This window comes from Clostridium sp. E02 (assembly GCF_003833015.1).
Taxonomy (GTDB): Bacteria; Bacillota; Clostridia; order Lachnospirales; family Lachnospiraceae; genus Lacrimispora.
This window is the reverse complement of the sequence record NZ_RJLQ01000012.1, coordinates 85,599-110,924: the sequence shown is the minus strand read 5'-3', so window position 1 is coordinate 110,924 and position 25,326 is coordinate 85,599. Positions and strand designations below refer to the sequence as shown.

The following is a 25,326-nucleotide window of genomic DNA, read 5'->3' as shown; positions in this document are numbered from 1 at the left end:
TGCCGGATTCATCATTCTATGATTTTATTGTTCATACGGTATACGAACACCAGAATATCAGCAACCATACCATAATATTCCGGCGGAATCTCTGCTCCGACCTTCGTACTGGCAAAAATCCCTCTCGCAAGAGGCTTGTTTTCCAGTACATAGACTCCATTTTCTTCTCCTACGGATACAATCCTTAATGCAAGTTCATCCTGCCCTTTCGCCAGCAAGACGGGAGCATTGTCTTTGTCAAGATCATATCGAAGTGCCACTGCATAATGCGTCGGATTACGTATGATGACGTCTGCAGAGGGAACAGACTGCATCATTCTGCTTTTCGCTCTCTCTCTTTGTAAGTTCCGAATCCGTCCCTTAATCTCCGGATTCCCTTCCGTCTGTTTATACTCTTCTTTGATATCATGCTTCGACATCTTTAATTGGCGTTCATGATCCCACCATTGATAAAAATAGTCAAAGACTGCGATTGCCAGAAACACAATGGATACTTTAAACACCATATCCATAATGGAATCTAAAACATAAACAATGGAATCATTTATGCTCATATTGATGCTCCTTGCAATGGAATTTAAGTCCCCTTTTATGATCTGAAATAAGATAACTGCAAGGATTACGATTTTAATTATATTTTTAATTAACTCCACCAAACTCTTTAATGAAACTATATTCTTGATCCCAGTGATGGGATTGAGTTTGTTGAATTTAGGCTTCATACTTTCTTTTGAAAACAAAAATCCGGTTTGTACCCCTGTACTTAGCACTGCAAGAATTGTGGAAGTTATAAGAATGGGGAATGCCGCTTTTAAAATCGCTTTCAGAGTGTCCCAAAAAGCCCCTACGGTATAATCAGACAGTGTTTCTGCTGTCACTGCAATGCCTATGTACTTTATCATATAATCCCGCATGGTCCGGTACATAAATGGAAATAAAAGTTTTAGCATAATGAATGTGCCAAGCAGGCTGGAAATCATAATTATATCCTTACTAATTGCAACACGTCCTTTTTTTCGTTCATCCCGCCGCTTTTTCGGGGTGGCTTTTTCTGTTTTTGAATCTTCAGCCATTGCAGTTTTTCACATCCTTTGCCATTATAAAATTCCAATTATATTCTGGATTGTTGTAAGCATCTGGTTAATTATTTCCCTCACATATTCTGACATGGGAGAAAAAAAGAAAACAAGCATTAACAAACCAATGAAAACCTTAGCTTGAATATTAACTACAAACACATTAATCTGCGGGATAACTTTCATCAAAATACCAACAGCTATTTCTGTTATAAACTCAATGGCCAAAATAGGAAATGAAAAACGAATCGCCATGTTAAAACACTGTACAAATATATCAGCTATGGCCCATGCCACATTGGTTCCGATCACCACTTGCCCATATGGGACGATCTGAGACGATTGAATCAAAAGTTTCATCAGAACCAGATGTCCATCAACTGCAAAGAATAGTAACATGAAGTAGGCATGATAGATTCCTCCAGTCAGTGCAATCTGTGCATTGCTTTGGGGATCAAAAACCGTTGCCATAGAAAGACCCATCTGAAAATCCATGACCGTTCCGGCGCTGGTGATTACCATGATAAATAAATCCATGACAAAACCAATGATATAACCCATTGCAAATTCCTTTATAAGCAAAACGGAATACTCAATGGAATTTACTGGTTCTACTACTTGAGCGGCTGAAAACGAATAAAGGAGAAGGGTGAATACCATGATCATTGCGCCCTTGACATATCCCGGAATGTTTTTTCTTCCGAATACCGGATTTAGCATGATAAATCCTGACATTCGCATAAAGATCAGAGATAGCAGCATCATCTGTCCTGTATCTGGCATATTACTCTTCCTTTCTCTGTCTTCTTCCGGCTATCCCAGCATGTTGTTAAAAATACGTATGGTAAAGTCGCTAAGTGTTTCCATCATATTACTTCCCATCATCAAAAGCATCAGCCCAATTACTAAAAGTTTAGGAACAAATGTAATTGTCTGCTCATGGATCTGTGTTGCAGCCTGTATAATGGAGATTAAAACACCGATAACCATACTGACTACCAGGATAGGACCAGCTAGTTTAATGGCCGCCCCAAACATTTCATACATGAGGCCGCCGAGTGCAACATCTGTCATCTTGACACCTCCCGTCACTAGTGAAAGCTCTTAACCAAATTTGTAAATAGCAGTTCCCAGCCATTTACTGTAACAAACAAAAGCAGTTTAAAGGGGAGCGATATCATGGCCGGCGGCAACATGACCATACCCATTGACATCAGTGTACTAGACACAATGATATCCACTAACATAAAGGGCAAAAATATCATAAAGCCTGCTGTAAACGCCCGTTTTAATTCTGATGTCATAAATGAGGATATTACGACCGTCATCGGCAGATCTTCAATTTGTTCTGGCATTTTTGTATTCGACAACTCTGCAAACAGATTCAAAGTCTCTTTCTCTGTCTGCTTCAGCATAAATTGCTTCATAGGAACTTGTGCCCGTTTTAGCGCTTCTGTCTGAGTAATCTCTTCTTTTATGTAGGGTTGGTACGCATTGGTATTGATATCATTTATGACCGGGTCCATAATAAACAACGTTAAAAATAACGCAATCCCAACCAAAACCATATTGGGTGGTGTTTGTTGTACCCCCAGTGCATTTCTAGTAAAAGATAAGATAATGACAATCCTGGTAAAGGATGTCATCATCACTAAAATGGAGGGCATCAAAGAAATGATAGTCATTATGAGGAAAAGTTCCAATGTCGGCACTCGGCCGCCATTAATATTAATTAAAGCATCTGCATTCATTCAATCCCTCCTTACTCATCTTTTCTGTGATGACTGGTATATTTCATCCATATATTTTTAAAATTGTCATAGCCTGCCAATGGAACCTGGGGATTATTTTGTATATCTTCTTCAGAAAGTTCTGCAAGTAACGAAATTTGAGAAGAAGCAATTCCAATCAGAAAATAGTGATTCCCTGTACGAACAATTGCAATTGCTTTATCCTGCCCAAGCGGAAGCCTGTCCAGCATCTGCATACTACTGCCCCCCTGCTTCTTCATACCAATCCCTTTGCCTAAACTCTTTGTGAAAACATAGCTTAAATATAAGATCAAGATGGTAATAAGCAGCACCGATGCCAGACTAATCAAACTGTTCAATACAGTCACTTCCTCTCTATTCGATATTCTTTTTAATGATTTCTGTAATACGAATACCAAAATTATCGTCTACTACTACCACATCACCTTTGGCAATGCATTGTCCGTTTACATATAAATCTACCTGTTCTCCAGCCAGCTTATCTAGGATTACGAGGGAACCTTTGGTAAATTCTAAAATCTCTTTTACCAGCTTTCTGGTTCTGCCGATCTCCACAGAAACTTCAAGGGGGACTCCCATAATCAGTTCCCGGTTTTCCTCTTGCTCTTCGTAACTTAACTCACCCTCGTTTAATGTATTTTGAGGAATTGGTTTTACATGAATGGTCTTTGGCTGAGGTGCTTCTTTTTTAGCGGCTCCCTGCTGGGAATTCTGCATCTGCATCTGGCTCATCATCTGCTGCATCTGATTGATCATCTGCTGCTGCATCTGCATCTGACTCATCATCTGCTGCATATTCATGTTTGAAGCATCCAGAACTGGTGGTGCAGACGCAAACGAACCTAGATCTGGCTGATTTATAACCGGCGGTTCTGCCTTTTCCGGTTCTACGGCTGAGCTGCCACCTAAAAGCTTTTCGATTTCCTCTTGTGATAAAACTCCACCTGTAGATTCCTGCATTGGAGTCGTTTGCTCATTTTTTGTCTCAGGCTCTGGTTCTGCACTTCCAGCTAGAAGTTTTTCAATCTCTTCTTGTGAAAGCATACCGCTGCCCGAAGTTGTTTTTTCCGGTTCTTTTTCCGGAGACAATACTGAATCTTGTTCTTTTGTTGATTCCATTTCGTCGCTCTCCTGTGGAAAGAATCCTGCTACCAATTCTTTTGCTAGACTAGGGGGCATCACATTAATAAATTCACTTTCCAACTGATCCGCAATTTTTAATGTGAATCCAATCACAACCATTATATCTTCATCGTAATAATATTTCTCTTTAAAATCTGAACTGTCTCCGATCTCAAAAGAATTCGGTGTTGAAATATTAACTGTTTTGCTCAAAAATTCAGATAAGGCAGTGGCTGACGATCCCATCATCTGGTTCATGACTTCACAAATTGCACTGATGTTTAGTTCATTTAACTCAAACTCCTCTTCTGGAGTTTCCATCCCCATCAGCATATCTACTATCACTTTTACATCATGTTTCTTTAATAGCATAATATTGCTACCACTAAGTCCCGCAATATATGTAATCTCCACTCCGACTGCTGGTTCCAGATTTGCTATATCAAATTCATCCTTTGTTAAAACCCTGACCACCGGTGTGGTTATGTCAACTCTGGCATTGAGCATGGTGGATACTGCAGTGGCCGAGGCACCCAGGCTTATATTTAGTATTTCACCTATGGCATCTATCTCAAATGCGCTAAAATTCTTCGAATCCATACATATTTTCTCCCTTTATACTCATTTAGCCCTCTATGCCTTATTCCCGATTACTTCCCGATTTCCAATGCTTTTCCTGCCATCATTTTAATCGCATTGAATGCGGTTATGTTGGCTTCATAAGACCTGGTTGCAGACATACTGTCTACGGTTTCCTTGATGAGATCTACATTGGGCATCTGTACATACCCATTCTCATCCGCATCTGGATGTTCTGGTTTATATACGGATTTAAATGGGCTGGTATCCTCTGCAATCTGAGATACCCGAACACCACCGCCTCTCTGCTGACGGTTTATTCCAGCTGCATTGATAAACGCTTTGCGAAAACCAGTTTCATTCCTAGCTTCAAGCACTACCATCTTTCTCCGGTATGGCCCACCCGCTTCCGTTCTGGTCGTATCAATATTCGCTATATTCTGCGATGCAATATCTAGCCGAAGACGCTGCGCAGTCATCGCCGACGCACTAATGTTCATAGAACTTAAAAACGACATATGTACCCTCCTAAATGTAAGGTTTAACCAATAATTCCTGTAACGGTCTTTAAAATTCTGTCCGGCTTAAATGGCTTTACGATAAAGTCCTTTGCACCAGATTTAATTGCCTCAATTACCATGCTCTCTTGTCCCATCGCAGAACACATAACAACTGCCGCATTGGGGTTTTTTGCTTTAATTGTTTTTAACGCTTCCAGACCATCCATATTAGGCATCGTGATGTCCATAATAACAAGGTCAGGGTTGATTTCTGAAAACATCTGTACTGCCTGTGCTCCATCCGAAGCTTCGTACAAATCGGTATACCCGTTCTTAGACAACGTATCCTTAATCATCATTCTCATAAATGCAGCATCATCTACCAATAATATTTTTGCCATCTCTTTACATCTCCTTTATTGTCCTATCATACTTTATATAATCCCTGACTCAGTTTTCACCGGCCTGGTAATTTCCTTTATCAACCATATCTTCAATCTTAACTGCCACATTTCTTTTATGAACTCCCAGTTGTCCCTTAAACCATGGCTGTCCTTCTACATACAGCTGAACATCGGAATCTTTTGGCGCATTTAGATTGACTACATCTCCAACATGAAGATTATATACATCATCAAGCGTAATCACGGATTCCCCTACTTTCGCACGAACCATCAAGTCAGATGCCTTAATGCTGTTCATGATTTCAAGTTTATTATCCAGACTATTTGCTTCATCTCCCATTGCACTGTGTTTGCGCTTGTCCATAATTTCAAATATATTCATAAGCAGAGAGCCAGGAATACAGATATTGAGCCTTCCGGTACACTCACTCATCTCTACATCTAGAACTACAATCACAATGGTTTCATCTACTCCAATTTCCTGAAACATACTTGGGTTTTCTTCCAGTCTGCTCAGTTCAAACTCCAGATTGATATAACTAGACCAGGAATCTTTGAGTGCCCCAATGATATATTGAATCACCCTACGATAGAGAGCCATCTCAATCTCTGTATAGGTGTAGGATTCACTAACATTGTTGTCATCTCCCATACCTCCCAGCATACGGTCTATCAGGCTTAACATCAATGTCATACTTGCATTGATTAACAGCGGTGGGTTTTTTGAGTGATTGGGCAAAGTTACATTTACAACGGTTAATATATCATTATCAACCAATGCATTGCCAAACTCATAATATCTTTGTTCCTCTACTGTAATAACGGACAATTCGCTGGAGGTCCGGAATAAACTGCTAATCTGGGAGCCTGCAATTCTGGAATAATTGTCAAATATACTCTTTAATATTTTCAGTTTATCTTTTGTGAATTTTTTAGGACTATAAAAATCATACTTCCGGTATTTCGTTTCATTTTCCTTTTTTTCAATCTCCTCAATTTGCTCTTCTGTTCCCTGTAGGGAATTGAGCAGTGCATCGATTTGACTTTGGGATAATACTTCAGCCATTTGTTTCACTCCCGCTTTTTATTTAATTGCCCGCTTCTTCCTGGCTAATATGATACACCTGGTTATAATACTCTTCCAGTGATTTTTCAACCGTATCGTTCTTTGTTATCAGGATTTCAACGCGGCGGTTTTTGGCGCGCCCATCTTCGGTATCAAACGGTGCGATAGGCCGAAATTGTCCAAAACTCATGCCTACCAGTTTTTCCGGTGAAACAGCACTTTTGCTTTGCAGATAGATAATCACTTCTGCCGAACGCTGTGCAGACAACATACGGTCATTGCGAATATTATTTGGTCTTCTAGGATCTCCCTGAGAAGTGTGTCCCAATACCTGCACTTCCTTTATGCTTTTATTCGCCTGTGACATAACAGCAGCAAATTCCTCTAGAACTTCTTTCCCTTCCTGTCTAAGAACGGAACTGTCCCCGTCAAAAAATACTTTATCACGAAAAGAGATAAATGTGAAGCCGTCGCCGCGACTTATTTCGACGGTATCTTGCATATTTCTGTCTTCAACAATCTTTTTTAACATGAGATACATTTCATCGAAGTCAGTAGAATCTCCAGCTTCTAACGGTGGATTGCCCTTTAAATCTCCATTATCATCTGTAACATTGGCATCGAGCACCACTTGATCTTCTGTTTCCACTGCACTTGGATTAAAACTTTGCACCAATAGCTTCCATTTGCTCTGGTCAACGGAGGACATAGAATACAGAAGGACAAAAAAGCACAGCAGCAACGTAACCATGTCTCCGTATGTATCCATCCAATTTCCAAGTTCTTCTGGCTTTTTATCTTTCTTTACCATACAACCACCTGTTTCCCTTTTTCATTAATCAATATGGAAGTGAATCTTAGGAAACATTCCCGCTTCCATCACCCGAAGATTTCTTTTTCATTAATTTATTCTGCTGTTTCTGAGACAGATAAGACAAAAGTTTTTCTTCCAGATATTTGGGGTTGTCCCCTGCCTGGATGGACAAAACTCCTTCAATGATGATCTGCTTATATAAAACCTCTTCGTCATTACGGATTCTAAGTTTTTTCGCCATAGGTCCGAAAATCAGATTTGATAATACACTTCCGTAAAAGGTTGTAATCAAGGCAACTGACATATCGGCACCAATGTTTGATGCTCCTCCGCTGTCCAGAGTCATGCCTTTTAGCATGTTTACCAACCCAACCAAGGTTCCAATCATTCCAAATGCCGGTGCGATGGAAGTTCCTTTTTCATATAAACTGACATCTTGATCATGCCGTTCTGTCATGGCTGCAACTTCACTTTCTAACATCTCTCTGATTTTTTCTGCATCCATTGCATCGACAATCAGCATAATACTCTGCTTCAGGAAAGGATCTTTTAATCCATTGGCTTGCTCTTCCAGAACCAGAAGGCCTTTTTTTCTAGCTGTCTTTGCCATATCCACCAATGTGTCAATGACCATTTCTGCGTTATATCTCTTAGGATTGAGCATAATTCCAATGTGTTTTGGTACCTGGGATAAAATCTTGAACGGAAAGCTTGCGACCAGCGCTGCCAGTGTACCGCCAATAACAATGACCATACTGTCTATGTCAATAAAATTCCCCAGCTTATTCAAACCAATTCCGTTAATGATCAATGCAAATCCCAGTACCCATCCTATAATCAACGTTATGTCCATGAATAACCTCCAATAGTCCAGGCAACTCCCGGATTAATCTTTCTTTTTCTGCGCACATGCATAAATTCGGGCATTGTATTCAATCACTCGGTTTATAATTTCATCTACGCTTTCTTTCACCACGTAATGCTTCCCACTGACTAATATGATATTTGATTCCGGTATGGACTCAACCCGCTCTATTTGTCTGCAGTTAATTACAAATTTTTCATCATTCAGTCTTGTCAGATGAATCATAGTTTCCTCTCTCCCTGAATCTGGAGGGGCGGACATGGCCCCTCCCATTCATTGAATTACACTATCGCTTCATATTAACCAGTTCTTCCAACATTTGATCCGTTACTGTAATTATTTTTGAGTTTGCCTGGAACCCTCTTTGTGTGGTAATCATATCCGTCATTTCAACTGCCAGATCCACTTTTGCCATCTCTAAGTAGTTTCCTAGAATACGGCCTTCCGAGCCACCAGCTTCAAACACACTTACATTCCCGGCACTGGCACCTACGTTATAGTAGTAACCAGTGTCCTTTTCCAGACCGCCCACATTCTGTACACTTCCTAGCGCAATCTTACCAATCGTCATGGTAACTCCACTACTGGAAGTCCCTACTACCGTACCATCTTGCTGAATCTTGTAATTAGAAAATTCCGCTATTCCATCATCCGCATCTTTATTCTTATCCTCTGTCTTAGAAGCCGAAGATTGAGCTGTGCTTAAGGCAGCCTTCGCTTTCGTAACAGCACCTTCTGCCGCTTTAAACTTGGCATCTTCAGCCTGTGCTTTAAGTTTTGCAGCATCTCGAACCGCTTCCGGAGACGTCTTTTCCAAAACATTTAAATCGGTTTCAATTTTTGTTATATCAGCTTTGGCAGTCTCATAAGCAGTTTTCTTTGTCGCATAGAGTGGATCTGTAGCTTCATCCGAAGTGATAAAATTATCAAAAGCATCACTATATTTTTGGAATTCATTAGCAAAATCCGTACTAGCATCCGTATAAACTTTTTTTGCATCCGGTGCACTCAACTCAGACTTGGCTACGATTAGATCATAATTTGCTTTTTCATACTCCATATTGGCATCATAATAAAGAGTTTTTAAACTAGTGTCAGAGGTATCTGCCTGCCAGGCTTTAAACGCTTCCTCTTTTAGTGTCTTTTTCGATTTCAAATCTGCATCCAGATTCTTTATATCCTTAGCATCATAAATAGTATCATACTTTGACTGTGCCGTGATATAGTCCTGGTTTGCTCCTGCAAGCGCGGCACTTTGATTATTCAGCGCTGCCATGGCTTCATTTAGTTTTTTTGTCGCTGCTTCCACCTGACTACTTGATTGTCTCGTGGCTTGATTTGCCATCTCTGCCTTCGTGGGAAGTTTTAACGGGGAAAGAGTTGCCGTTCCAAACTCTTTTTCATCCTGACTATAAGAGAACCCGTAAACATAATTACCACTGTCATCCGTTAAATAACCATTGGGATCCACTTTAAATTTACCAACCCTTGACAGATATAGGCCACTTTCCTTGACCGCATCCTCTCCATCTAAGGATACACCTTCGCTTTTCATCGGTCCAACGATAAAGAATCCAGTTCCATCTATCATACAGTCCAGACCACTGGCAGACGGTGACATCCCTCCCGTTGCAAAATCGTAGGTAATGGCTCCTGTGGTCACTCCATATCCCACCTGGTTTGCATTCACTGCACCATTCCCTCCTTCACCGGTATTCCCTCCGGATCCGGAAGATGTATTCTGATACATGGTGTCTTTAAAAGACATACTACCTGCTTTAAACCCCCAGGTATTTACATTTGCAATATTATTACCAATAACATCCATCCTTGCCTGATGTGCTCTTAATCCGGCTACACCAGCGAACATTGATTTGACCATATTCTTATTTTCCTTTCTCTACATTCCATTGCCGCTTCCTCTGGTCAATCGGACCAGGGGATATGCCTCCATAAATGGTCCAGCTATATTAATACGGCACTGTCAATATTTGTAAAAATGTTCTCTTTCATCTCGCTGCCTGACATGGTTGTAACGACTGTATTATTCGGTACATTTACAATGAATGCACCCCGATTACTTATAATTACAACGTCTTTTGCTCCTTTTACCCTTGCTTTGTCCACGGCTGACTGTAAATCATTAAGAAACGAATCAGACATCTGTATTCCACGTTGATTTACCCGTTCTGCCGCATGTTTGGAAAATTGGAGTTTCTCTGCATCCCCTATCCGTTCTTGCAAGACGGTAAGAAAACGATTGCCAGGCTCTGTCGCCCCTGCACTCCGCAGCTTTAGCTGCCGAATATCTTCATATTGATTTATCTTTCCTATCATTTTCTATCACCAACCGTTCAACCTATGCGCTTACTCTTATACCACGGTTTTATCCTCTTTACCGGGATCTCCTTTACCGGGATCTGCTTTACCGGGATCTCCTTTACCGGGATCTCCTTTACTGGGATCTGCTTTACTGGGATCATCGCTAGCACCTGGGTCGTCTGGGTCTTCCGATGGTTTATGTCCTTTCTCAAATACAGACATAATGTTGGATACTGGATATCCTTTTTCTGTATCATCATCAAGATATAGTGTAGGTACTCCATTAAAAATATCCACACGAGTCACGGTTCCGCTTTCTTTTTTTAACTGACCGGTTTTATCCATGTCTGCTACCAAAACTTCTTTTCCCATCATAGATGTTCCGTAATTAATGGTGTTTACCTGTGAAAAATCATCCATTGCTGTGGAGAAATTGTCCATTGCCTGCATCATGGCGATCTGCGTCATCTGCGTCATCATCTCCGAATTATCCATGGGATTTGACATATCCTGATTCTGCAACTGAGAAGCCAGAAGTTTAAAAAACGATTCCGTTGACATATCACTATTTTTTTTGCTTATCTCTGTGTTGTCATTGACATTTGTTTTATAAGCAGCATTTGTAGAACTTGTAACAGCATTTGTAGAACTTGACATCCTTTGTCTCCTTATCTGTAAATGGTTTCGTTTCTCTCATCTAAGTCTGCATCAAACAGTCCAAGTCTTAACTTTTGAAAAAAATCATCCCGCTTGTCCTGTGTCTGGCTATGAGATTCTTGCTGGGACTGACCATGACTATTCCCTTGATTCTCTGACTGTTGTTTCAGATAATCATTGGTAGATTCATCTACAATGATATGAACCGGACGTTCCAGATTGTGTTCTAGAATCGCTCCTAACTCACTGGCGGAATGGGTCAGCATCTTTAAAGTTCTGGTTTCAGTACATACCACGGAAACATTCACCTGGTTGTCTTCGTACGTAACCTTGAGTTGTATCTTTCCCAAATTATGAGGCTCTAACTGAAGTTCCAAATTTTTATTACCTTTATGGATCTGTTTTAACATCTGGTCAGTGAGCTTCTCCTTTAAATCTTCTGAATCCTCTACCTGCATAGGAGTAAGAGCGATCACTTCTTTCTCTTTTTGGATATGAGGCATGGACTCCGCAGAGTAAGACTTATTCTCAAGCACATTCATAATTTGATCTTTCTCATCTTCCTTCGAAGAATTGTTTCCCATTTCTTCATGACTCCCGGGGCCTTTGTTTTTTAGAGCCGTTTCATCCGTCTGATCTCCAACCAGTAACGCTTTCATCTGGGAGCTCATTTCCTTGATTCCCACCTGCTTTCCTGGTCCTACAAGTTCTTCCGGATTCTTGGCATTCACTTTCGTTTTTCCTTCCGGCTTCTCCCCTTGTTCCAGTAGTGAAACATGGTTAGGACCCGCCGTTTCTACCATATTAGGTGTGTCCTTTGGACTAACCTTCAATTCCTCACCAGTCTGCTTTATCCCCTGTTCTCCTGCAGTCCAATTCTTTAACCGCATTTCCTTCAGAAATTGAATGGAATCCATGGCATCTGACTGCCCCCAATCGGCTGACTCTTCGTTTAAATTCTTAGCGGAATTGACTGTCTCCAAAGCTAAAACTGCTTTCTTAATAGAAGTATCTTTTGGATCGACCACAGAAGGTTCTTTTCCCTGATTTGCAGCTACTGTAGAGGCGGCCGCCTCCTGAGCAGATAATTCGGGATTTTGCTTTTTGTCCTTTTTCTCAGGGCCATTGTCTTTTTTTATTTCTTTTTGCTTCATCATTTTCTTAAATTCGGAAATGTCATCTCCCGTTTTGTCCTTTTGAGTCTTTGGATCCGGCATCTGCCTCAGGCTGATATCCAATCGATTCATGTTTAACTCCACCTTTTTCCCTCCTTTCTTTTTCTGCCATTGGCATATTATTTATGGCAACTGTCCAAATATCTTTGACAGGATTACCTGTTGTTATGAACTGACATGGTGTTTGATACAAATTCATCAATGAACAATTCATCGTTTCGCATTGATTCTTTGTTGTACTGTAGAAGTTTTTTCTCTTTCAACTTATCGATCGAAGCCTTTTCTTTTCTGGCTTCTACCACTTCTTCTCTCTTTTTTTCTTCCCTGGCTTTCAGTTTTTGCAATATACCTTGTTCTGCCAGTATTTTTTGCTGCATAAAGGTGATATAACTTTCATATTCCCTCATCATATTGATGCCGACCCCATGTTTCATGTCTTCACCAAAACAAAGTACCGTCTGTTTTCTCTTCTCAATCAGATCCTGAATCTTTTTCTCCTGCAGCTCCACTTTTTTTATCATCTGCGCGTGTTCGCTTTTGAGACTGTCTAATACCTGTTCTTTATAATTTAAAACTGTATGGAGAGGAAAGTTAAACTTTTTCATCTTCTGCCTTCTTTCTCTGGCTTACGCTAAGATCGCTTTCATCTTTATTAGTATCTCTTCATAATTGTCATTCTCTTGAATTCCCTGACACAAAAACGCATTGATCTTGTCTATCTTCGATATTGCCACATCAAGTTTGGGATTGGTCCCTGCTTTATAAGCACCGATTGAGATCAAGTCCTCATTCTTTTCGTAAAGACTTAACATGTCCCTGATCCGGGAAACCAAGGAAAGATGCTCTTCTGATACGATGTTATTCATCAGACGAGAAATACTGGCACTGATATCAATGGCGGGGAAATGATTGGCATTGGCAAGCTTTCGGCTTAGAACAATATGACCATCTACAATTCCTCTTACGGTATCTGCAATCGGCTCGTTGGTATCGTCCCCTTCCACCAATACAGTATAAATCCCTGTAATGGAACCTTCGGGAAAATTACCGCTGCGCTCTAGCAGTTTTGGAAACTCCGCATAGATGGATGGTGTATAGCCTCTTGCCACTGGCGGTTCTCCAATGGCAAGTCCAATCTCCCTTTGAGCCATCGCAAAGCGGGTAAGAGAATCCATCATAAGCAGGACATCTTTCCCCTGATTCTTGAAATACTCTGCAATGGTAGTTGCCACAAGGGGACACTTCATGCGAAGCATAGCCGGCTGATCGGAGGTTGCGACCACCAATACCGTACGTTTCATTCCTTCTGGTCCTAAATCCTTCTCTATAAACTCACGAACCTCACGGCCTCGCTCCCCAACTAGTGCAACCACGTTGATATCTGCCTTAACATTTCTAGCAATCATTCCTAGAAGCGTACTTTTTCCCACACCACTTCCAGCAAAGATCCCAATACGCTGCCCTTTTCCAATGGTGTTCACCCCATCAATCGCTTTTACTCCAAATTCCAGCTTCTCGGTAATGGGCGGACGGGTAAGCGGATTGATGTATGGATTTTCCACATAATAGTAGCGTGGTGATTCAAAGGGACCTTTCCCATCTATGGGTTCTCCCTTGGCATCAATAATCCGTCCTCGTAAGAAATCACCCACTGGTATTTTCAGCCTTCTTCTGGTATTTCTCACAAAACTCCCTGCCGCAATCCCATTCATATTTTCATAGGCCATAAGCTGGATCTTGTCATTCTTAAACCCTACGACTTCGACTGGTATCTGTTCTTGCTTATCTTCATTATATATGTAGGCAATATCTCCAATGCTTGCTTTGCCTCCAGATGCCTCCATAGACATCCCTACAATATTCTCAATCTTCCCGATATGGTCGATCGTCTCCGTCTTCATAATAAGATCAGATAACTCTTTAAACATGTGGGTCCTCCCCATTACAGTCTTGCGTTGTTTAGTATTCCCTTGATATTTTCAATCTGAGTATTCACACTAACGTCTATGATTTCTTCTGGAAGTTCGATGATGCAGGTACCATCTTCTGCATTCTCCATGGCTATTATCTTGATATTTCCTGAAATGTGAGACAGTTCTTTTAAAAGCCCCACATCTCCCTGAATCATCAAACCAGCGTCTTTTTGAGAAACATAAATTTTAACCCACTGGGTCTTTTTTAACTTCCCTGCAGCCGTGACAATCATCCGTTTAATAATTTCACCACTGGATCTTAGACTCGTTTGAATTACTTTCTCAGCGATGGTTAATGTGATCTTCTTTAAATCATCTATGTATTGATCTAGTATGTGGTTCTTTTCCTCTGCCACGCTTTCAATGGTTTCTTTTATGGAATTCTGAAACGCTTCTAGCTGCCGATCTAACTCTTGTTTGTGTTCCTCAAACGCTTTTTCTTTTCCTTCTTGAAACCCAGTTTCATATCCCTCTTGATGCCCATCTTCCCTGGCATCGGTTCGAATCCGTTTGGCTTCTTCTTTTGCCTGACTTACGATCTCTTGCGCTTCTTTTAAAGCTTCCTCGTACACCTCGTCTGTCTGTTGATGCCGGCTCTCTTCTGATTCTGTTAACAACTGCTCCCCCGAAAGAGATTCGCAGTCACTTCCAGTCATGATATCCTCTAAATCTTTTAATCCATAATCCAGAACCTCTCCCGTAATCTGGGATCTTTTCATAATATTAGGCAATGATATCATCCTTTCCGCCCTTGCTGATGATCAATTCGCCTTCTTCCTCCAGACGTCTGATAATACCAACAATTCTCTGCTGCGCTTCTTCTACATCTCGTAAGCGGACGTTTACAGTCACTTCCATATCGGACTCAATGCTTTCCTTCATACGGGCTGACATATTAGAGAAGATAATCTCAGTAATCTGCTTATTGGCATTCTTAAGCGCATATACCATATCTTTCATATCGCATTCGCGGATAAAACGCTGAATGGAACGATCGTCCATGGTAATGATATCCTCGAATACAAACATCTTCTTTCGGATGGTATCCGCAAGTTCTGCATCTTTTCTTCCCAATTCGTCGAAGATAAGTTTTTCGTTTCCTCGGTCCATATGGTTCATTACATTTGCTATGTAATCGATACCTCCAACCGTTGTATAATCGGTCGTTAAGATACCGGAGAACTTTTTCTTAATTTCACTTTCAACAATCTTAATTGCCTCAGGAGAAGCGCTTTCCATTCTAGCTATGGATTCCACTACTTGAAGACGTTTTTCTGGCTGCAGTTCTGCTATCAGCTGCGCAGTCATCTCCTCATTCGTATAGGAAAGAACCAGCGCTATGGTCTGAGCGCGCTCGTGCTGTAAAACGGAAAACAGATTTTTGGAATCACTTTTTCTGATAAAGCCAAACGATCTTGATTTCAGGGAATGGGTTACTTTCTGGAGGAGGCTGTTTGCTGTACTTTCACCAAATGCCTTTTCCAGTACTGTTCTGGCATATTCCAGCCCTCCGTCTGTAACTACTTTCTGAGTGAGACATGTCTTATAAAACTCATCCAAGATCGATTCGGTGGTTTCTGCTTCCACATGTCCAAGCTTTGCCACCTCTACGGTTACTTTTTCAATATCTTCCTCACTTAAATACTTATAGATCTTTGAAGCTTTATCCACACCAAGTGAAACAATAACCGTTGCCGCTTTTTGCTCCGGCGTTAAATTATTCGTCATTATTGTTTCCTCCATTCAACCATGTCTTCAACAACTGAGCGGATATCTCAGGGTTCTGCTCTGCAAAATCACGAACATTGTTACGCAGTTCTGCGCCTCTGTCTTCCTCTGGCGACAAGATTTCTGACAGACTATTTTTATCCAAGGGATCAAGAGTTGGAACATCTTCCTGACTCTCTTCCATCTCATCCAGAAGAGCTCTTTTCCTTCTTCTGTTCCTTATCACAAGGATAATGATCAGAATCAGTAACAGTACACCAGCCATGGCACCAATTAAGATCCACTGATTGATCAGGATTCCTTTAACCGCTGTCTCTGCAGGTGTCTCTGGTTCTTTGGGAACATCAATGGTATAAAACGGAGCTGCTACTACCGTAATCTTCTCCGGACGGTCTGCCTGAACGATTCCGGCTGCATTCCCTGCCAAATCACGAATATCATCAATGCTTATCGTCCCGAATCCGGTCCCATTCACCACAACAGAAATGGTCAGATTCTCAAGACTGCCTGGGTTAATCTGACCCTGCTCTTTGATTTGATTTAACAGATATTTTCTGGTTAAGCTGCTGGAACCATATACACTATTTGTCCCGCCTTCCCCTGCATTGTATTGGGGAATGTCTGCGTTTGCCTCGGAACCAGCAACTCCAGAAGCGGTTTTTCCATCTCCTGAATACTCTTTGTTTATGGACTCTTCGGATGTCAATCCGGTTTTATCCTTCTCATCAATCTTCTCCGGTGTATTATAAACGATGCTTTCCCGGATAAGTTTTTCCATATTGACGGTGCCCTTTACAGAAACACGTACATTACCGTTTCCATAAACAGGTCCCAGTACATTCATGACTTTTGCAGAGATCTGATCTTCGATTAATTTAGAGATCTCTTCTCCTGCTTTGCCTGAGTTAATATCTTCATCTTCGGAATCTATCGATACTTCCAGTCCATTCCCATCAAAAACAGATACATTATCAATCACCATACCCGGTATACTTCTGGATATTAAAAGCTGTATAGACTTTGCCTGTTCTTTTGTGGGGGATCCGCCGTCTTCCATCACGACAACAGCCTGGGCACTTGCTTCTTTTGCGTTATCTTCTGACAGCGCATATTTAGAAGTTTCTCCCAGGGCTATCGTAACATATGCTTCCTTTACACCTTCAAATATCTGGATTGTAGAACCGATTCTAGTCTCCAGATCATATAGCTTAAAGGTCTTACGATCAGAATCAGTCGTCATAAGGCTCACGTTGTTTTTAAAAACATCATATGTAAAACCGCTTTTGGGATATCCCGCCGATACAAGCATGGCTTTTGTTGTATCCATCTTTTCTGTGGGTACCATAATATCGCCATCTTTGTATTGATAGTCGATCTCATCTTCCTGCAGTTTTCCTATGATTTGTTTTGCTTCTTCACTCCCTACCCCAGTAAACATAACTTCATACGGTTTTTGTCTCATGGACAATGCCGCTATCACCGCTCCTGTGATAACAAGTACTCCAATAACCCCGGCAATTACTAATTTTTTCGTTCTATCATTTATATTACTTAAAAAATCTTTAATTTTATTCATCGCGTCCGTCCGCCCCGTTATCTGTCTTAAATGCTGATTCGAATCATTTCAGTATAAGCTTCCAGCGCTTTATTCCGAAGTGTTGATAAAAGTTCTACCGATAACTGAGCCTTCGCTGCTGCTGCCGGTACCGTATGTGCATCATCAATCTGTCCCGTAGACAACAAATATTCCTGTTTGGACAAATCTGCCTCTGAGCTTTGTACGTTCTGAACCGCTTCTTTGAAAATGTCCTGAAACATAGCACTGCCGTCCTGACCGGATGCTACTTTCTTATCATTGCCCATATCAGCAATGGTGCTATAAGGATTCATGGGTGTTATAAACATCTGTTCCATCTTTTTTCGTGCCTCCTGTTTTAACCTTTTATCATTGTACGCAATCTGCTTATCTCACTGTTAAATGCATTTAGTTCATATTGATATTGCAGAGTCGTTCTTGCCAGTTCTACATTTTCTACATCCATGTTGACGTTATTCCCATCCACTCTTGCAGATTCCTGATCCGTGCTATGGACAAAATACCTAGACCGGTTGATGATATTCCCAATATCAGACGATGTACTGCCTTTCCCTGACATCAAACGCTTGCGGAACTCATTTTCAAACGTTACATTCTTCGCTTTGTACCCTGGCGTATCTCCATTGGCTATATTGGTAAGCGTTGTTTTCTGCTTTGTCCATAGATAATCCAGAGATTTCTCTGCCATGGAAATGTTGTTTCCAAATATTGCGTTCATCGGATTTTCCTCACTTTCATCTCTTCCGGCAAAATGCCTGTAAAACGGATTCAGGCTGCGTAAGTATGTAAAATTTAGTTAAATTTTTACAGCCTATCCCAAAAACTTTTGTTTTTTGTAATTTTTCTTACTTTATTTTACATTTTATTACAAATAATGTCAAGAATCTTCTCTCTTGTCGAATGAGAATTCTGCATATTAGCCGGGACTACTTTACAGCAGTGTTGATTCTATGGGCATTTATTCAATTTAAATAGTAAAACTTTTCCATTTTTGCCATAAAATTCTGATTTTAATTGGCAAAAGCCTGTCATTAAACTGATTATAACTGAATTATTCCCCCGCTATATACTTCTAAAAAAATTAGCCATTTACTAAAATTTAAAATATTTTTTTATGCGTAATTTTTATTTTCTCATTTATTTTGGTTATATTTTTACTTTTTTTAAACATTCCACTACATATATCGAAACTTTTTTAGAAATATTAAGGGGATAATGTCGATAAAAGTAATATTTATTAATTTTTTATAACAAATAGTTTCGATTTTCTTTCTGCCGCTATGAAATTGCAGGTCAACCACCAAAAGAGAGAGAGACGGCATATAGTATTCCTAACAGGCTTAAAAAGCCTCTTAGATAGAAATATAGAAAAGAAGGTGTTTGAACCATGATTTATACGAACAAAAGCAGAGTCTTTGCTCAATCAAATGACACGCCCCATGAGTCATACCGGGCAGCTCTAAGGTCCCAGGAGTTCCTAATCCATATTGCAGACTCGTTACTCTCCGCTTTATTCAAACAGGAAGCAAACAGCTGCATCGGTCATTTGAAAAACTTTGCCAGGATCCATTCTAACTTAAAACCACTTTGCAGGAATCCAAAGTTTAAATCTCTGCCAATTTCTTATGATGCTATGTATGAAAATATAGCCTGGACCATTGACCGGCTCTTTTACTTACTGGCAGAAAAACAAGTGGAAAAAGCAAAGGATTTAGTTGAATTTCAATTAATTCCATTTTTAAAGGAATGGAAAGAAGATACCTATTTTTGGCTTTTTGTCTATCCGGACAAAGAAAAAATGAATCAATATTACAAAAATGAATTTATCGAGCATCATAAAAACACGTATACAAAGAGAGGGGAGAACTATTTAATTTCAATTTTCATCCCAGTTTATAATAAAGTGGATTATACAAAAAAGTGTTTGGAAAGTCTGTTTCGAACGACAGATTTAGAAAAATATCCATGTGAATTAATTCTATTAAACGATGGTTCCACTGACGGAACGCAGGAATATTTTGATCAATTACCGATTCGTAAAGTGATCACCTTAAAAGAAAACGTCAAGACAATGATTTTTTCTCTTATGTACCGGATCTGCGAGGGAAAATACGTTGCCTTTGTAAACAATGATACCATTCTTACCAGTCACTGGCTTGATAATCTCCTCGCTTGTGTCCGTTCCGACCCCAAGATTATCATGGCTTCGCCAAGCACTCCAAACACCAGTAACCGGCAAAGTATGATTGAAGATTTCACCCCAGAGAATGCAGAAGAGAAAGCCAAACTCCACAATTTACCCTGTCCCTATCTATGGGAAGAGCGTTGCCGTCTTATGCCGGTAATTGCACTTTATGACATGGATCTTGTAGACACCATTGGGTTTGCGGACCGGTATTTCTACACCATGGAATTTTGGGATGATGATTTCAGCCTACGGGCAAGACGGGCTGGGTTTAAACAGGTTCTGTGCAAAGATACCTGGTGTTATCACTTTGGAAGTGTATCGGGAAAGGCAGACCAATTAAAATCCAATACACTTCTAAACGGAAGGGCTTTATTTCTTAAAAAACACGGATTAGATCCATGGGATCATCACTTTGTCTATGACTCCTACCAGTTGACTCATATAGAAGGAACCATTCCCGCACAGCCAAAGGAGCTGTCTGTCCTTGAGATTGACCCCGGTTATGGAGCCGATGCACTGCAGTTGCAGACGCAGGTTCGAAGAGATGGAAAAAAGGCTTTGTTCTCGTTTCTACTTACGGATTCGCAATTTGCTCCTGACTTATGTCCCTTTCAATCTTCCATCGCCCTCTCCCCTTCTGCCATGGAAACCCACAAGTATATTCCCGAAGGAACCTTCCACTTCATTCGCTTTGGGAAGGATCTATCCCTTTATCCAGACTATAAGGAGCTCCTTACCGCCTGTACGGCTCAACTAGCAGATACCGGTTCTCTCACCTTCTACGTGAAAAACCCCTATTCTCTTGACGTAAAAAAAGGGCTAAAGGAAGAAACTCTCTTAAACGCCAATTCTTCCATGACCCTCATTCCGATCTCTGGGCTTTTATTGTTACTAAACCAATTAGGCGTAACCGCAGAAGTAAGAGGCATTCTGGGAAGTAATCTGCCAAAGGAATTAAATAGCAAACAAACAGAGCATCTGGACCGGTACTTTGTTCTCTGTACAAAAAAAGCAAAACCAATTTCATGAAAAGCTTCTCTCTCCATAAGATAAAAGCGCATAAAAAGGGACGGCTGCAATACGCAGCCACCCCTTTTTTATCTTATGTAAGATTTTAATTACTTTAATAACTGAAGAACACCCTGTGGAACCTGATTTGCCTGAGCAAGCATTGCCTGAGATGCCTGTACAAGAATGTTGTTCTTTGTATAATCCATCATCTCTTTTGCCATATCTACGTCACGAATGCGGCTTTCAGCAGCAGTCATGTTCTCAGAAGTTACGCTCAAGTTGTTGATGGTATGCTCTAAACGGTTCTGAAGCGCACCAAGGTCACCACGAGTGGAAGATACGGTATTGATAGCATCTTTAATCGATGCGATGGAAGCCTTTGCACCAGACTGTGTGGAAATATCAAGAGCACCAATTCCAAGAGAAGCTGAGCTCATGTTTCCAACTTTTACATTTAACTGATTGAAGGAATCAGCAGTATCACCAATCTGAAGACTTAAGCCATCTTTTGTTGCTACATCTGTTTTCTTGAAAGTCACTCCAGTAGTTCCCTTTGCAGTACTTTCAATTCCATTGTCCTTCAGCTGTGCAATTACAGCTTCAACCTGCTCAGCTGAATCTACTTTAGCGTCATCTGTATAGATTGCGATGTGGCCATCTGCAATGGTATCGCCCTGTTTTGCGATCTGGAAATTCTTACCATCAACAGTGAATTTTTGACCAACTTTGGCATTATCAAATACTAAATCAACGGTAGCATCAGTACCAGGAGTTAATGCACCACTCATAGCTACAGGAGCTCCAGCAACTTTGAAATCTGTGATTTGGAATCCGTTATCACCAGCCTCTCCAGCCGTGAATGTTAATTCGCCTGAAGCATTAGATGCCGCACTAAAAGCCCCGTTAGATGCCTTATTTAATGCAGCTGCAGCAGCAGCACCGTTGGTAGCGGCAGAACCTGCTGTGGCATCATTTGCAGTCACCGTAAGGGTCTGATTCTTTCCATTCTTATCCAAATAACTTACTGAAACTTCATAATCACCTGTAGCAGTACCAGCTACTGCTGCCGCTACATGTGTTGCAGGTGTACCTGCAATAGTATTCACACTATTACCATCAAGTTTAACTTCACTTACACCTTTGCCACTAGCAAGAGAACCATCTAATAAGTTAATTCCATTAAAGTTTGTGCTTTCAGAAATACGATCTACTTCAGATTTTAAAGAAGTGATTTCCTTCTGAAGATTGTCACGATCCACTTGATCCTGATAGGTACCATTGGCAGACTGATCAGCCAATTCTACCATACGATTTAACATGGAATGAACTTCTGTTAATGCACCTTCAGCGGTCTGTACCAGAGAGATACCATCATTGGCATTCTTCTGAGCAGTCTCAAGACCTGTAATCTGTGCTCTCATCTTCTCGGAAATAGCAAGACCTGCAGCGTCATCACCTGCGCGGTTGATTCTGTAACCAGAAGATAATTTCTCCAAGTTTTTCGCTACGGTGCCGTTGTTGCTTCCTAACTGTCTGTTTGAGTTTATTGCTGCGATATTGTGTTGAATTCTCATATGTTCTTCCTCCTTGAATTTGCATTAGGGAAATCCTTTTCCCTATATGATATGTCGTTTTCTGCTTTGCACAAAACGTTTGTACTTTGGAAATCAGAGCGGGGTACCAGCCGCATGTCTGATTTCATAAAACAGGACACTTGTGTCTATGGAAAGCGAGAAGTGAAACAATTCTCTACTTACCTTTCAATCATATTATCGAACCATCTGGATGGAAAGTTAAGTCCTATTTTCAAATATTTTTTATTTTTCTAAATTGATTTTTTTTCTGATCAGGCTCTTAAATCGACGATCTGTCCCAATCCGTCTGCAGGAACCTGTGCCGGTCTGGCTGTACTGATCATATTCATCAAGCCTGCTGCCGCCACTTCCTGACTATCCATTGCTTTCTTTGTTACCCCGATACTGACGCTTTGTTGCAATCTGGCTGAACTAAGTCCCATACTCAATGCTGCAATATCCATGGCTTTCTCCTTTCTAACTGATCTCATGCGTTGTTTTTATGCTTCTATTCTTTCTATCGACAATTTTCTTTCCCCTCATAAGGTTTCATTCATTCTTTCTGCAGATCCAGAGTAAACCAAAACTCCACGCCGCCCTCTACATTGCGGACGCCGCATTCCTTCCCATGAGAATCCATGATCGCCTTTACAATGGAAAGACCGATCCCACTTCCCCCATATTCTCTGGTGTGTGCCTTGTCCACTTTGAAAAATTTGCTCCAAAGCTTTGGCAAATCCTCTTCTGGAATCTTCTGACCGGTATTAAAGACAGTAACAAGCGCTTCTGTCCCATTGTCTTCCGCTGTGATTACAATCTCTCTATCTCCGGACAGATGATTGAGAGCATTATTTAAATAATTGGTGATCACTTCTTCTATCTTAAACTCATCGGCAGATACAAGGATGGAACCACAATCTTTCAATTTTACGTTGGCATTCTTCTGCTGTATGAGAATCCCCGCCGAGTTGATGACTCCTCGAATCAGCTCGGTCAAATCAAACCGGTCTTGGTTTAAGCGGTCATTGCCAAATTCAAGTTCCGTCAGATTTAGAAGCTGCCGTACCATGGTATTCATCTTACCAGCCTCATCCACAATCACTTCGCAGTAATAATCCCTGCTTTCCGGATCTTCTGCCATCCCCTCCGTCAACCCTTCTGCATACCCTTGTATGAGTGCGATGGGTGTCTTAAGCTCATGGGAGACATTGGCTATAAAATCTTTCCTCATCTCATCAATCTTCACCTTTTCATCGATGTCTTTTTGTAGCTTCTCGTTGGCTGCCCGTAACTGACCGATGGTATCCTTTAACGTGTCTGATAACTGATTCATGCTGTTTCCTAATACCCCGACCTCATCTTCCTCTGTTCCGGTGTATTTGGCATCAAAATCCAGAGCAGACATCTTTTCCGATAGATTGGCAAGCTGCAAGATGGGAGACGTGATTCTCCTGGTGGTCACATATATAAAGAGACTTCCGATCAAAAGTGCGACAAATCCCACATAAGCGAGAAATCGGTTAGCTAGCATTACACTCTCTCTTACGCTGGCTAGGGGAATGGAGATTAAAAATATGGTTTTATTGTCCGAGAAGTATCCCCAACTATCTAGATAATAGGAATCGGATCGGCTGTCGTATGTCTTTTGCACAATGTAATTGTCATGTTTCTTTAAGACATTCGCTTTGGGTGGATTTTTTCCAAAAATATAGGCATCCACTCTGTTTTTCAAAAATTGCTGATCCCCGGTGGTGGATATCAGTGCCTCATCGGTGGTGCTGTCAATGAGTACCATCATTAAGTTGTACTTCTCCCCCATAACCCGAAACATCTTCTGAACCGGACTCTCCTGATTATAATCCGGATCGTAGGAATCCCGATAGTAGTGGATGATGCTTTTCCCCTCTTTATTCGCTTCTGCTACTACCTGATCAATCTGTGCATAAGCATTCTCTAGGATGTAAACTTTATCTCTGGTATAAAAGCCCTCTAAGAACCAGTTGTTTACACACCAGGTAGAAATAAGAACAAACGCCATCAAACCGACAAAGATCATGGCAATGCGTAACTGAATGGAATGTTTCATTGACTCACCTCAAATGGATTCTTTCCTTACACTTCAAACTTATACCCCATTCCCCATATGGTCCGGATGTAATCCCCTTTTTCCCCCATCTTACTCCGTAACTTCTTTACGTGGGTATCTATGGTTCTGGCATCGCCAAAATAATCGTAGTTCCAGACATTATTTAAGATCTTTTCCCTGGACAGTGCGATTCCCTGATTCTCCAGAAAATAAGCCAATAGTTCAAATTCTTTGTAGCTTAACTCAATATCCGTTCCGTCTATGGTCACTTGATGGGCGGCTTTATCCATATAGATCCCGCCTACTTCTACTGCATCGGTCACGCCTCCGCTGCTTCTTCTTACAATGGCTTCTACACGGGCAACCAAAATCTTGGGGCTAAATGGCTTTGAAATGTATTCATCGACTCCCAGATCAAATCCCTGAAGTTCATCCCGTTCTTCCCCTCTTGCCGTCAACATAATAATCGGCACCTTGGAATACTCTCGAATTGTCCGTAACGTTTCCCAGCCATCCATCTTCGGCATCATCACATCTAGGATAACAAGTGCAATGTCTTTTTGGTCAAAGAACACTTCAAGCGCCTCCTCCCCATTGGAAGCCTCCACCACGAAAAATCCTTTCACACTTAAAAAGTCTTTCACCAGTTTTCTCATTCTCGCTTCATCATCTACCATTAATATTTTTAACTGTTCCATAAATGCCTCCAAAAAATCTTGTATGCTTCATACTCTTTCAGATTATTGTAACAAATCGTCAAGATTTTATCTACCTGTTCACAGAGATTTCACACGATCCCATCAGACTCTTAAGCGGC

28 protein-coding genes are annotated in these 25,326 nt (G+C 40.9%); 1 reads left to right on the top strand and 27 read right to left on the bottom strand.

From position 1 onward, the window contains the following. Window positions 1-11: 11 nt before the first annotated feature. From flhB to flgB, 23 genes are all read right to left on the bottom strand, one after another. Window positions 12-1,073 carry a flagellar biosynthesis protein FlhB gene (gene flhB, locus EFT72_RS10775; protein WP_124066915.1) on the bottom strand — a complete coding sequence of 354 codons (1,062 nt, stop codon included), beginning with the start codon at window positions 1,071-1,073 and terminating at the stop codon, window positions 12-14. A 24-nt stretch (window positions 1,074-1,097) separates the two neighbouring features. After that, window positions 1,098-1,859, bottom strand: coding sequence for a flagellar biosynthetic protein FliR (fliR, locus tag EFT72_RS10770; RefSeq protein WP_124066914.1), 762 nt, complete (start codon window positions 1,857-1,859; stop codon window positions 1,098-1,100). 30 nt (window positions 1,860-1,889) lie between these two features. Beyond that, entirely contained in the window at window positions 1,890-2,150 is a 261-nt protein-coding gene (locus EFT72_RS10765) for a flagellar biosynthetic protein FliQ (RefSeq protein ID WP_124066913.1), read from the bottom strand. A gap of 17 nt (window positions 2,151-2,167) precedes the next feature. Continuing rightward, on the bottom strand, window positions 2,168-2,827 hold the full coding sequence (gene fliP / locus EFT72_RS10760) for a flagellar type III secretion system pore protein FliP (RefSeq protein ID WP_124066912.1): 660 nt from the start codon (window positions 2,825-2,827) through the stop codon (window positions 2,168-2,170). A gap of 11 nt (window positions 2,828-2,838) precedes the next feature. Then, window positions 2,839-3,186, bottom strand: a complete 348-nt coding sequence (locus tag EFT72_RS10755) for a flagellar biosynthetic protein FliO (protein ID WP_124066911.1) — start codon at window positions 3,184-3,186, stop codon at window positions 2,839-2,841. A 16-nt stretch (window positions 3,187-3,202) separates the two neighbouring features. Beyond that, window positions 3,203-4,570 carry a flagellar motor switch protein FliN gene (fliN, locus tag EFT72_RS10750; RefSeq protein ID WP_124066910.1) on the bottom strand — a complete coding sequence of 456 codons (1,368 nt, stop codon included), beginning with the start codon at window positions 4,568-4,570 and terminating at the stop codon, window positions 3,203-3,205. Window positions 4,571-4,620: 50 nt separating this feature from the next. Next, complete coding sequence (flgC, locus tag EFT72_RS10745; protein ID WP_124066909.1) at window positions 4,621-5,067, bottom strand: flagellar basal body rod protein FlgC; 447 nt, start codon at window positions 5,065-5,067, stop codon at window positions 4,621-4,623. 23 nt (window positions 5,068-5,090) lie between these two features. After that, a complete protein-coding gene (locus tag EFT72_RS10740) occupies window positions 5,091-5,450 on the bottom strand; it encodes a response regulator (protein WP_124066908.1) in 360 nt (119 codons plus the stop codon). A gap of 49 nt (window positions 5,451-5,499) precedes the next feature. Beyond that, window positions 5,500-6,519: a FliM/FliN family flagellar motor switch protein gene (locus EFT72_RS10735; protein ID WP_124066907.1), complete on the bottom strand. Its 1,020-nt coding sequence runs from the start codon at window positions 6,517-6,519 to the stop codon at window positions 5,500-5,502. Window positions 6,520-6,541: 22 nt separating this feature from the next. Beyond that, window positions 6,542-7,330 (bottom strand): flagellar motor protein MotB, encoded by a 789-nt coding sequence (locus tag EFT72_RS10730; RefSeq protein WP_124066906.1) that lies wholly within the window; start codon window positions 7,328-7,330, stop codon window positions 6,542-6,544. Between the two features lie 46 nt (window positions 7,331-7,376). Continuing rightward, entirely contained in the window at window positions 7,377-8,186 is an 810-nt protein-coding gene (locus EFT72_RS10725) for a motility protein A (protein ID WP_124066905.1), read from the bottom strand. Between the two features lie 33 nt (window positions 8,187-8,219). After that, entirely contained in the window at window positions 8,220-8,423 is a 204-nt protein-coding gene (locus EFT72_RS10720) for a flagellar FlbD family protein (protein WP_124066904.1), read from the bottom strand. 61 nt (window positions 8,424-8,484) lie between these two features. Then, window positions 8,485-10,080: a flagellar hook-basal body complex protein gene (locus tag EFT72_RS10715; RefSeq protein WP_124066903.1), complete on the bottom strand. Its 1,596-nt coding sequence runs from the start codon at window positions 10,078-10,080 to the stop codon at window positions 8,485-8,487. Window positions 10,081-10,163: 83 nt separating this feature from the next. Then, window positions 10,164-10,535 (bottom strand): TIGR02530 family flagellar biosynthesis protein, encoded by a 372-nt coding sequence (locus EFT72_RS10710; RefSeq protein WP_124066902.1) that lies wholly within the window; start codon window positions 10,533-10,535, stop codon window positions 10,164-10,166. Between the two features lie 36 nt (window positions 10,536-10,571). Beyond that, the gene (locus EFT72_RS19475) at window positions 10,572-11,177 is read right to left on the bottom strand and encodes a flagellar hook capping FlgD N-terminal domain-containing protein (protein WP_206426639.1); all 606 of its coding nucleotides are present in this window, start codon (window positions 11,175-11,177) and stop codon (window positions 10,572-10,574) included. 11 nt (window positions 11,178-11,188) lie between these two features. Beyond that, window positions 11,189-12,436: a flagellar hook-length control protein FliK gene (locus EFT72_RS10700; RefSeq protein ID WP_124066901.1), complete on the bottom strand. Its 1,248-nt coding sequence runs from the start codon at window positions 12,434-12,436 to the stop codon at window positions 11,189-11,191. A 71-nt stretch (window positions 12,437-12,507) separates the two neighbouring features. Next, window positions 12,508-12,957 carry a flagellar export protein FliJ gene (gene fliJ, locus EFT72_RS10695; RefSeq protein WP_124066900.1) on the bottom strand — a complete coding sequence of 150 codons (450 nt, stop codon included), beginning with the start codon at window positions 12,955-12,957 and terminating at the stop codon, window positions 12,508-12,510. A gap of 21 nt (window positions 12,958-12,978) precedes the next feature. Then, a complete protein-coding gene (locus tag EFT72_RS10690) occupies window positions 12,979-14,280 on the bottom strand; it encodes a FliI/YscN family ATPase (RefSeq protein ID WP_124066899.1) in 1,302 nt (433 codons plus the stop codon). A 14-nt stretch (window positions 14,281-14,294) separates the two neighbouring features. Further along, window positions 14,295-15,065: a FliH/SctL family protein gene (locus tag EFT72_RS10685; RefSeq protein ID WP_124066898.1), complete on the bottom strand. Its 771-nt coding sequence runs from the start codon at window positions 15,063-15,065 to the stop codon at window positions 14,295-14,297. Continuing rightward, window positions 15,049-16,053, bottom strand: coding sequence for a flagellar motor switch protein FliG (fliG, locus tag EFT72_RS10680; RefSeq protein WP_124066897.1), 1,005 nt, complete (start codon window positions 16,051-16,053; stop codon window positions 15,049-15,051). The genes EFT72_RS10685 and fliG overlap by 17 nt, the downstream gene beginning before the upstream one ends. Further along, window positions 16,043-17,629, bottom strand: coding sequence for a flagellar basal-body MS-ring/collar protein FliF (gene fliF, locus EFT72_RS10675; protein WP_124066896.1), 1,587 nt, complete (start codon window positions 17,627-17,629; stop codon window positions 16,043-16,045). The genes fliG and fliF overlap by 11 nt, the downstream gene beginning before the upstream one ends. 26 nt (window positions 17,630-17,655) lie before the next feature. Next, the gene (locus tag EFT72_RS10670) at window positions 17,656-17,967 is read right to left on the bottom strand and encodes a flagellar hook-basal body complex protein FliE (RefSeq protein ID WP_124066895.1); all 312 of its coding nucleotides are present in this window, start codon (window positions 17,965-17,967) and stop codon (window positions 17,656-17,658) included. Between the two features lie 20 nt (window positions 17,968-17,987). Beyond that, window positions 17,988-18,368 (bottom strand): flagellar basal body rod protein FlgB, encoded by a 381-nt coding sequence (flgB, locus tag EFT72_RS10665; protein WP_124066894.1) that lies wholly within the window; start codon window positions 18,366-18,368, stop codon window positions 17,988-17,990. Window positions 18,369-19,037: 669 nt separating this feature from the next. On the opposite strand from flgB, the gene EFT72_RS10660 reads away from it, so the two are divergent. After that, entirely contained in the window at window positions 19,038-20,867 is a 1,830-nt protein-coding gene (locus EFT72_RS10660; protein WP_124066893.1) for a glycosyltransferase family 2 protein, read from the top strand. An 89-nt stretch (window positions 20,868-20,956) separates the two neighbouring features. Here the strand turns inward: EFT72_RS10660 and EFT72_RS10655 are convergent, their stop codons facing one another. The 4 genes from EFT72_RS10655 to EFT72_RS10640 form a co-directional block, all read right to left on the bottom strand. Then, entirely contained in the window at window positions 20,957-22,423 is a 1,467-nt protein-coding gene (locus EFT72_RS10655; RefSeq protein ID WP_124066892.1) for a flagellin, read from the bottom strand. A 272-nt stretch (window positions 22,424-22,695) separates the two neighbouring features. Further along, on the bottom strand, window positions 22,696-22,887 hold the full coding sequence (locus tag EFT72_RS10650; RefSeq protein ID WP_124066891.1) for a YjfB family protein: 192 nt from the start codon (window positions 22,885-22,887) through the stop codon (window positions 22,696-22,698). 89 nt (window positions 22,888-22,976) lie between these two features. Then, window positions 22,977-24,509 (bottom strand): sensor histidine kinase, encoded by a 1,533-nt coding sequence (locus EFT72_RS10645; RefSeq protein ID WP_124066890.1) that lies wholly within the window; start codon window positions 24,507-24,509, stop codon window positions 22,977-22,979. Window positions 24,510-24,535: 26 nt separating this feature from the next. Continuing rightward, entirely contained in the window at window positions 24,536-25,207 is a 672-nt protein-coding gene (locus tag EFT72_RS10640) for a response regulator transcription factor (RefSeq protein WP_124066889.1), read from the bottom strand. Between the last annotated feature and the right edge of the window lie 119 nt (window positions 25,208-25,326).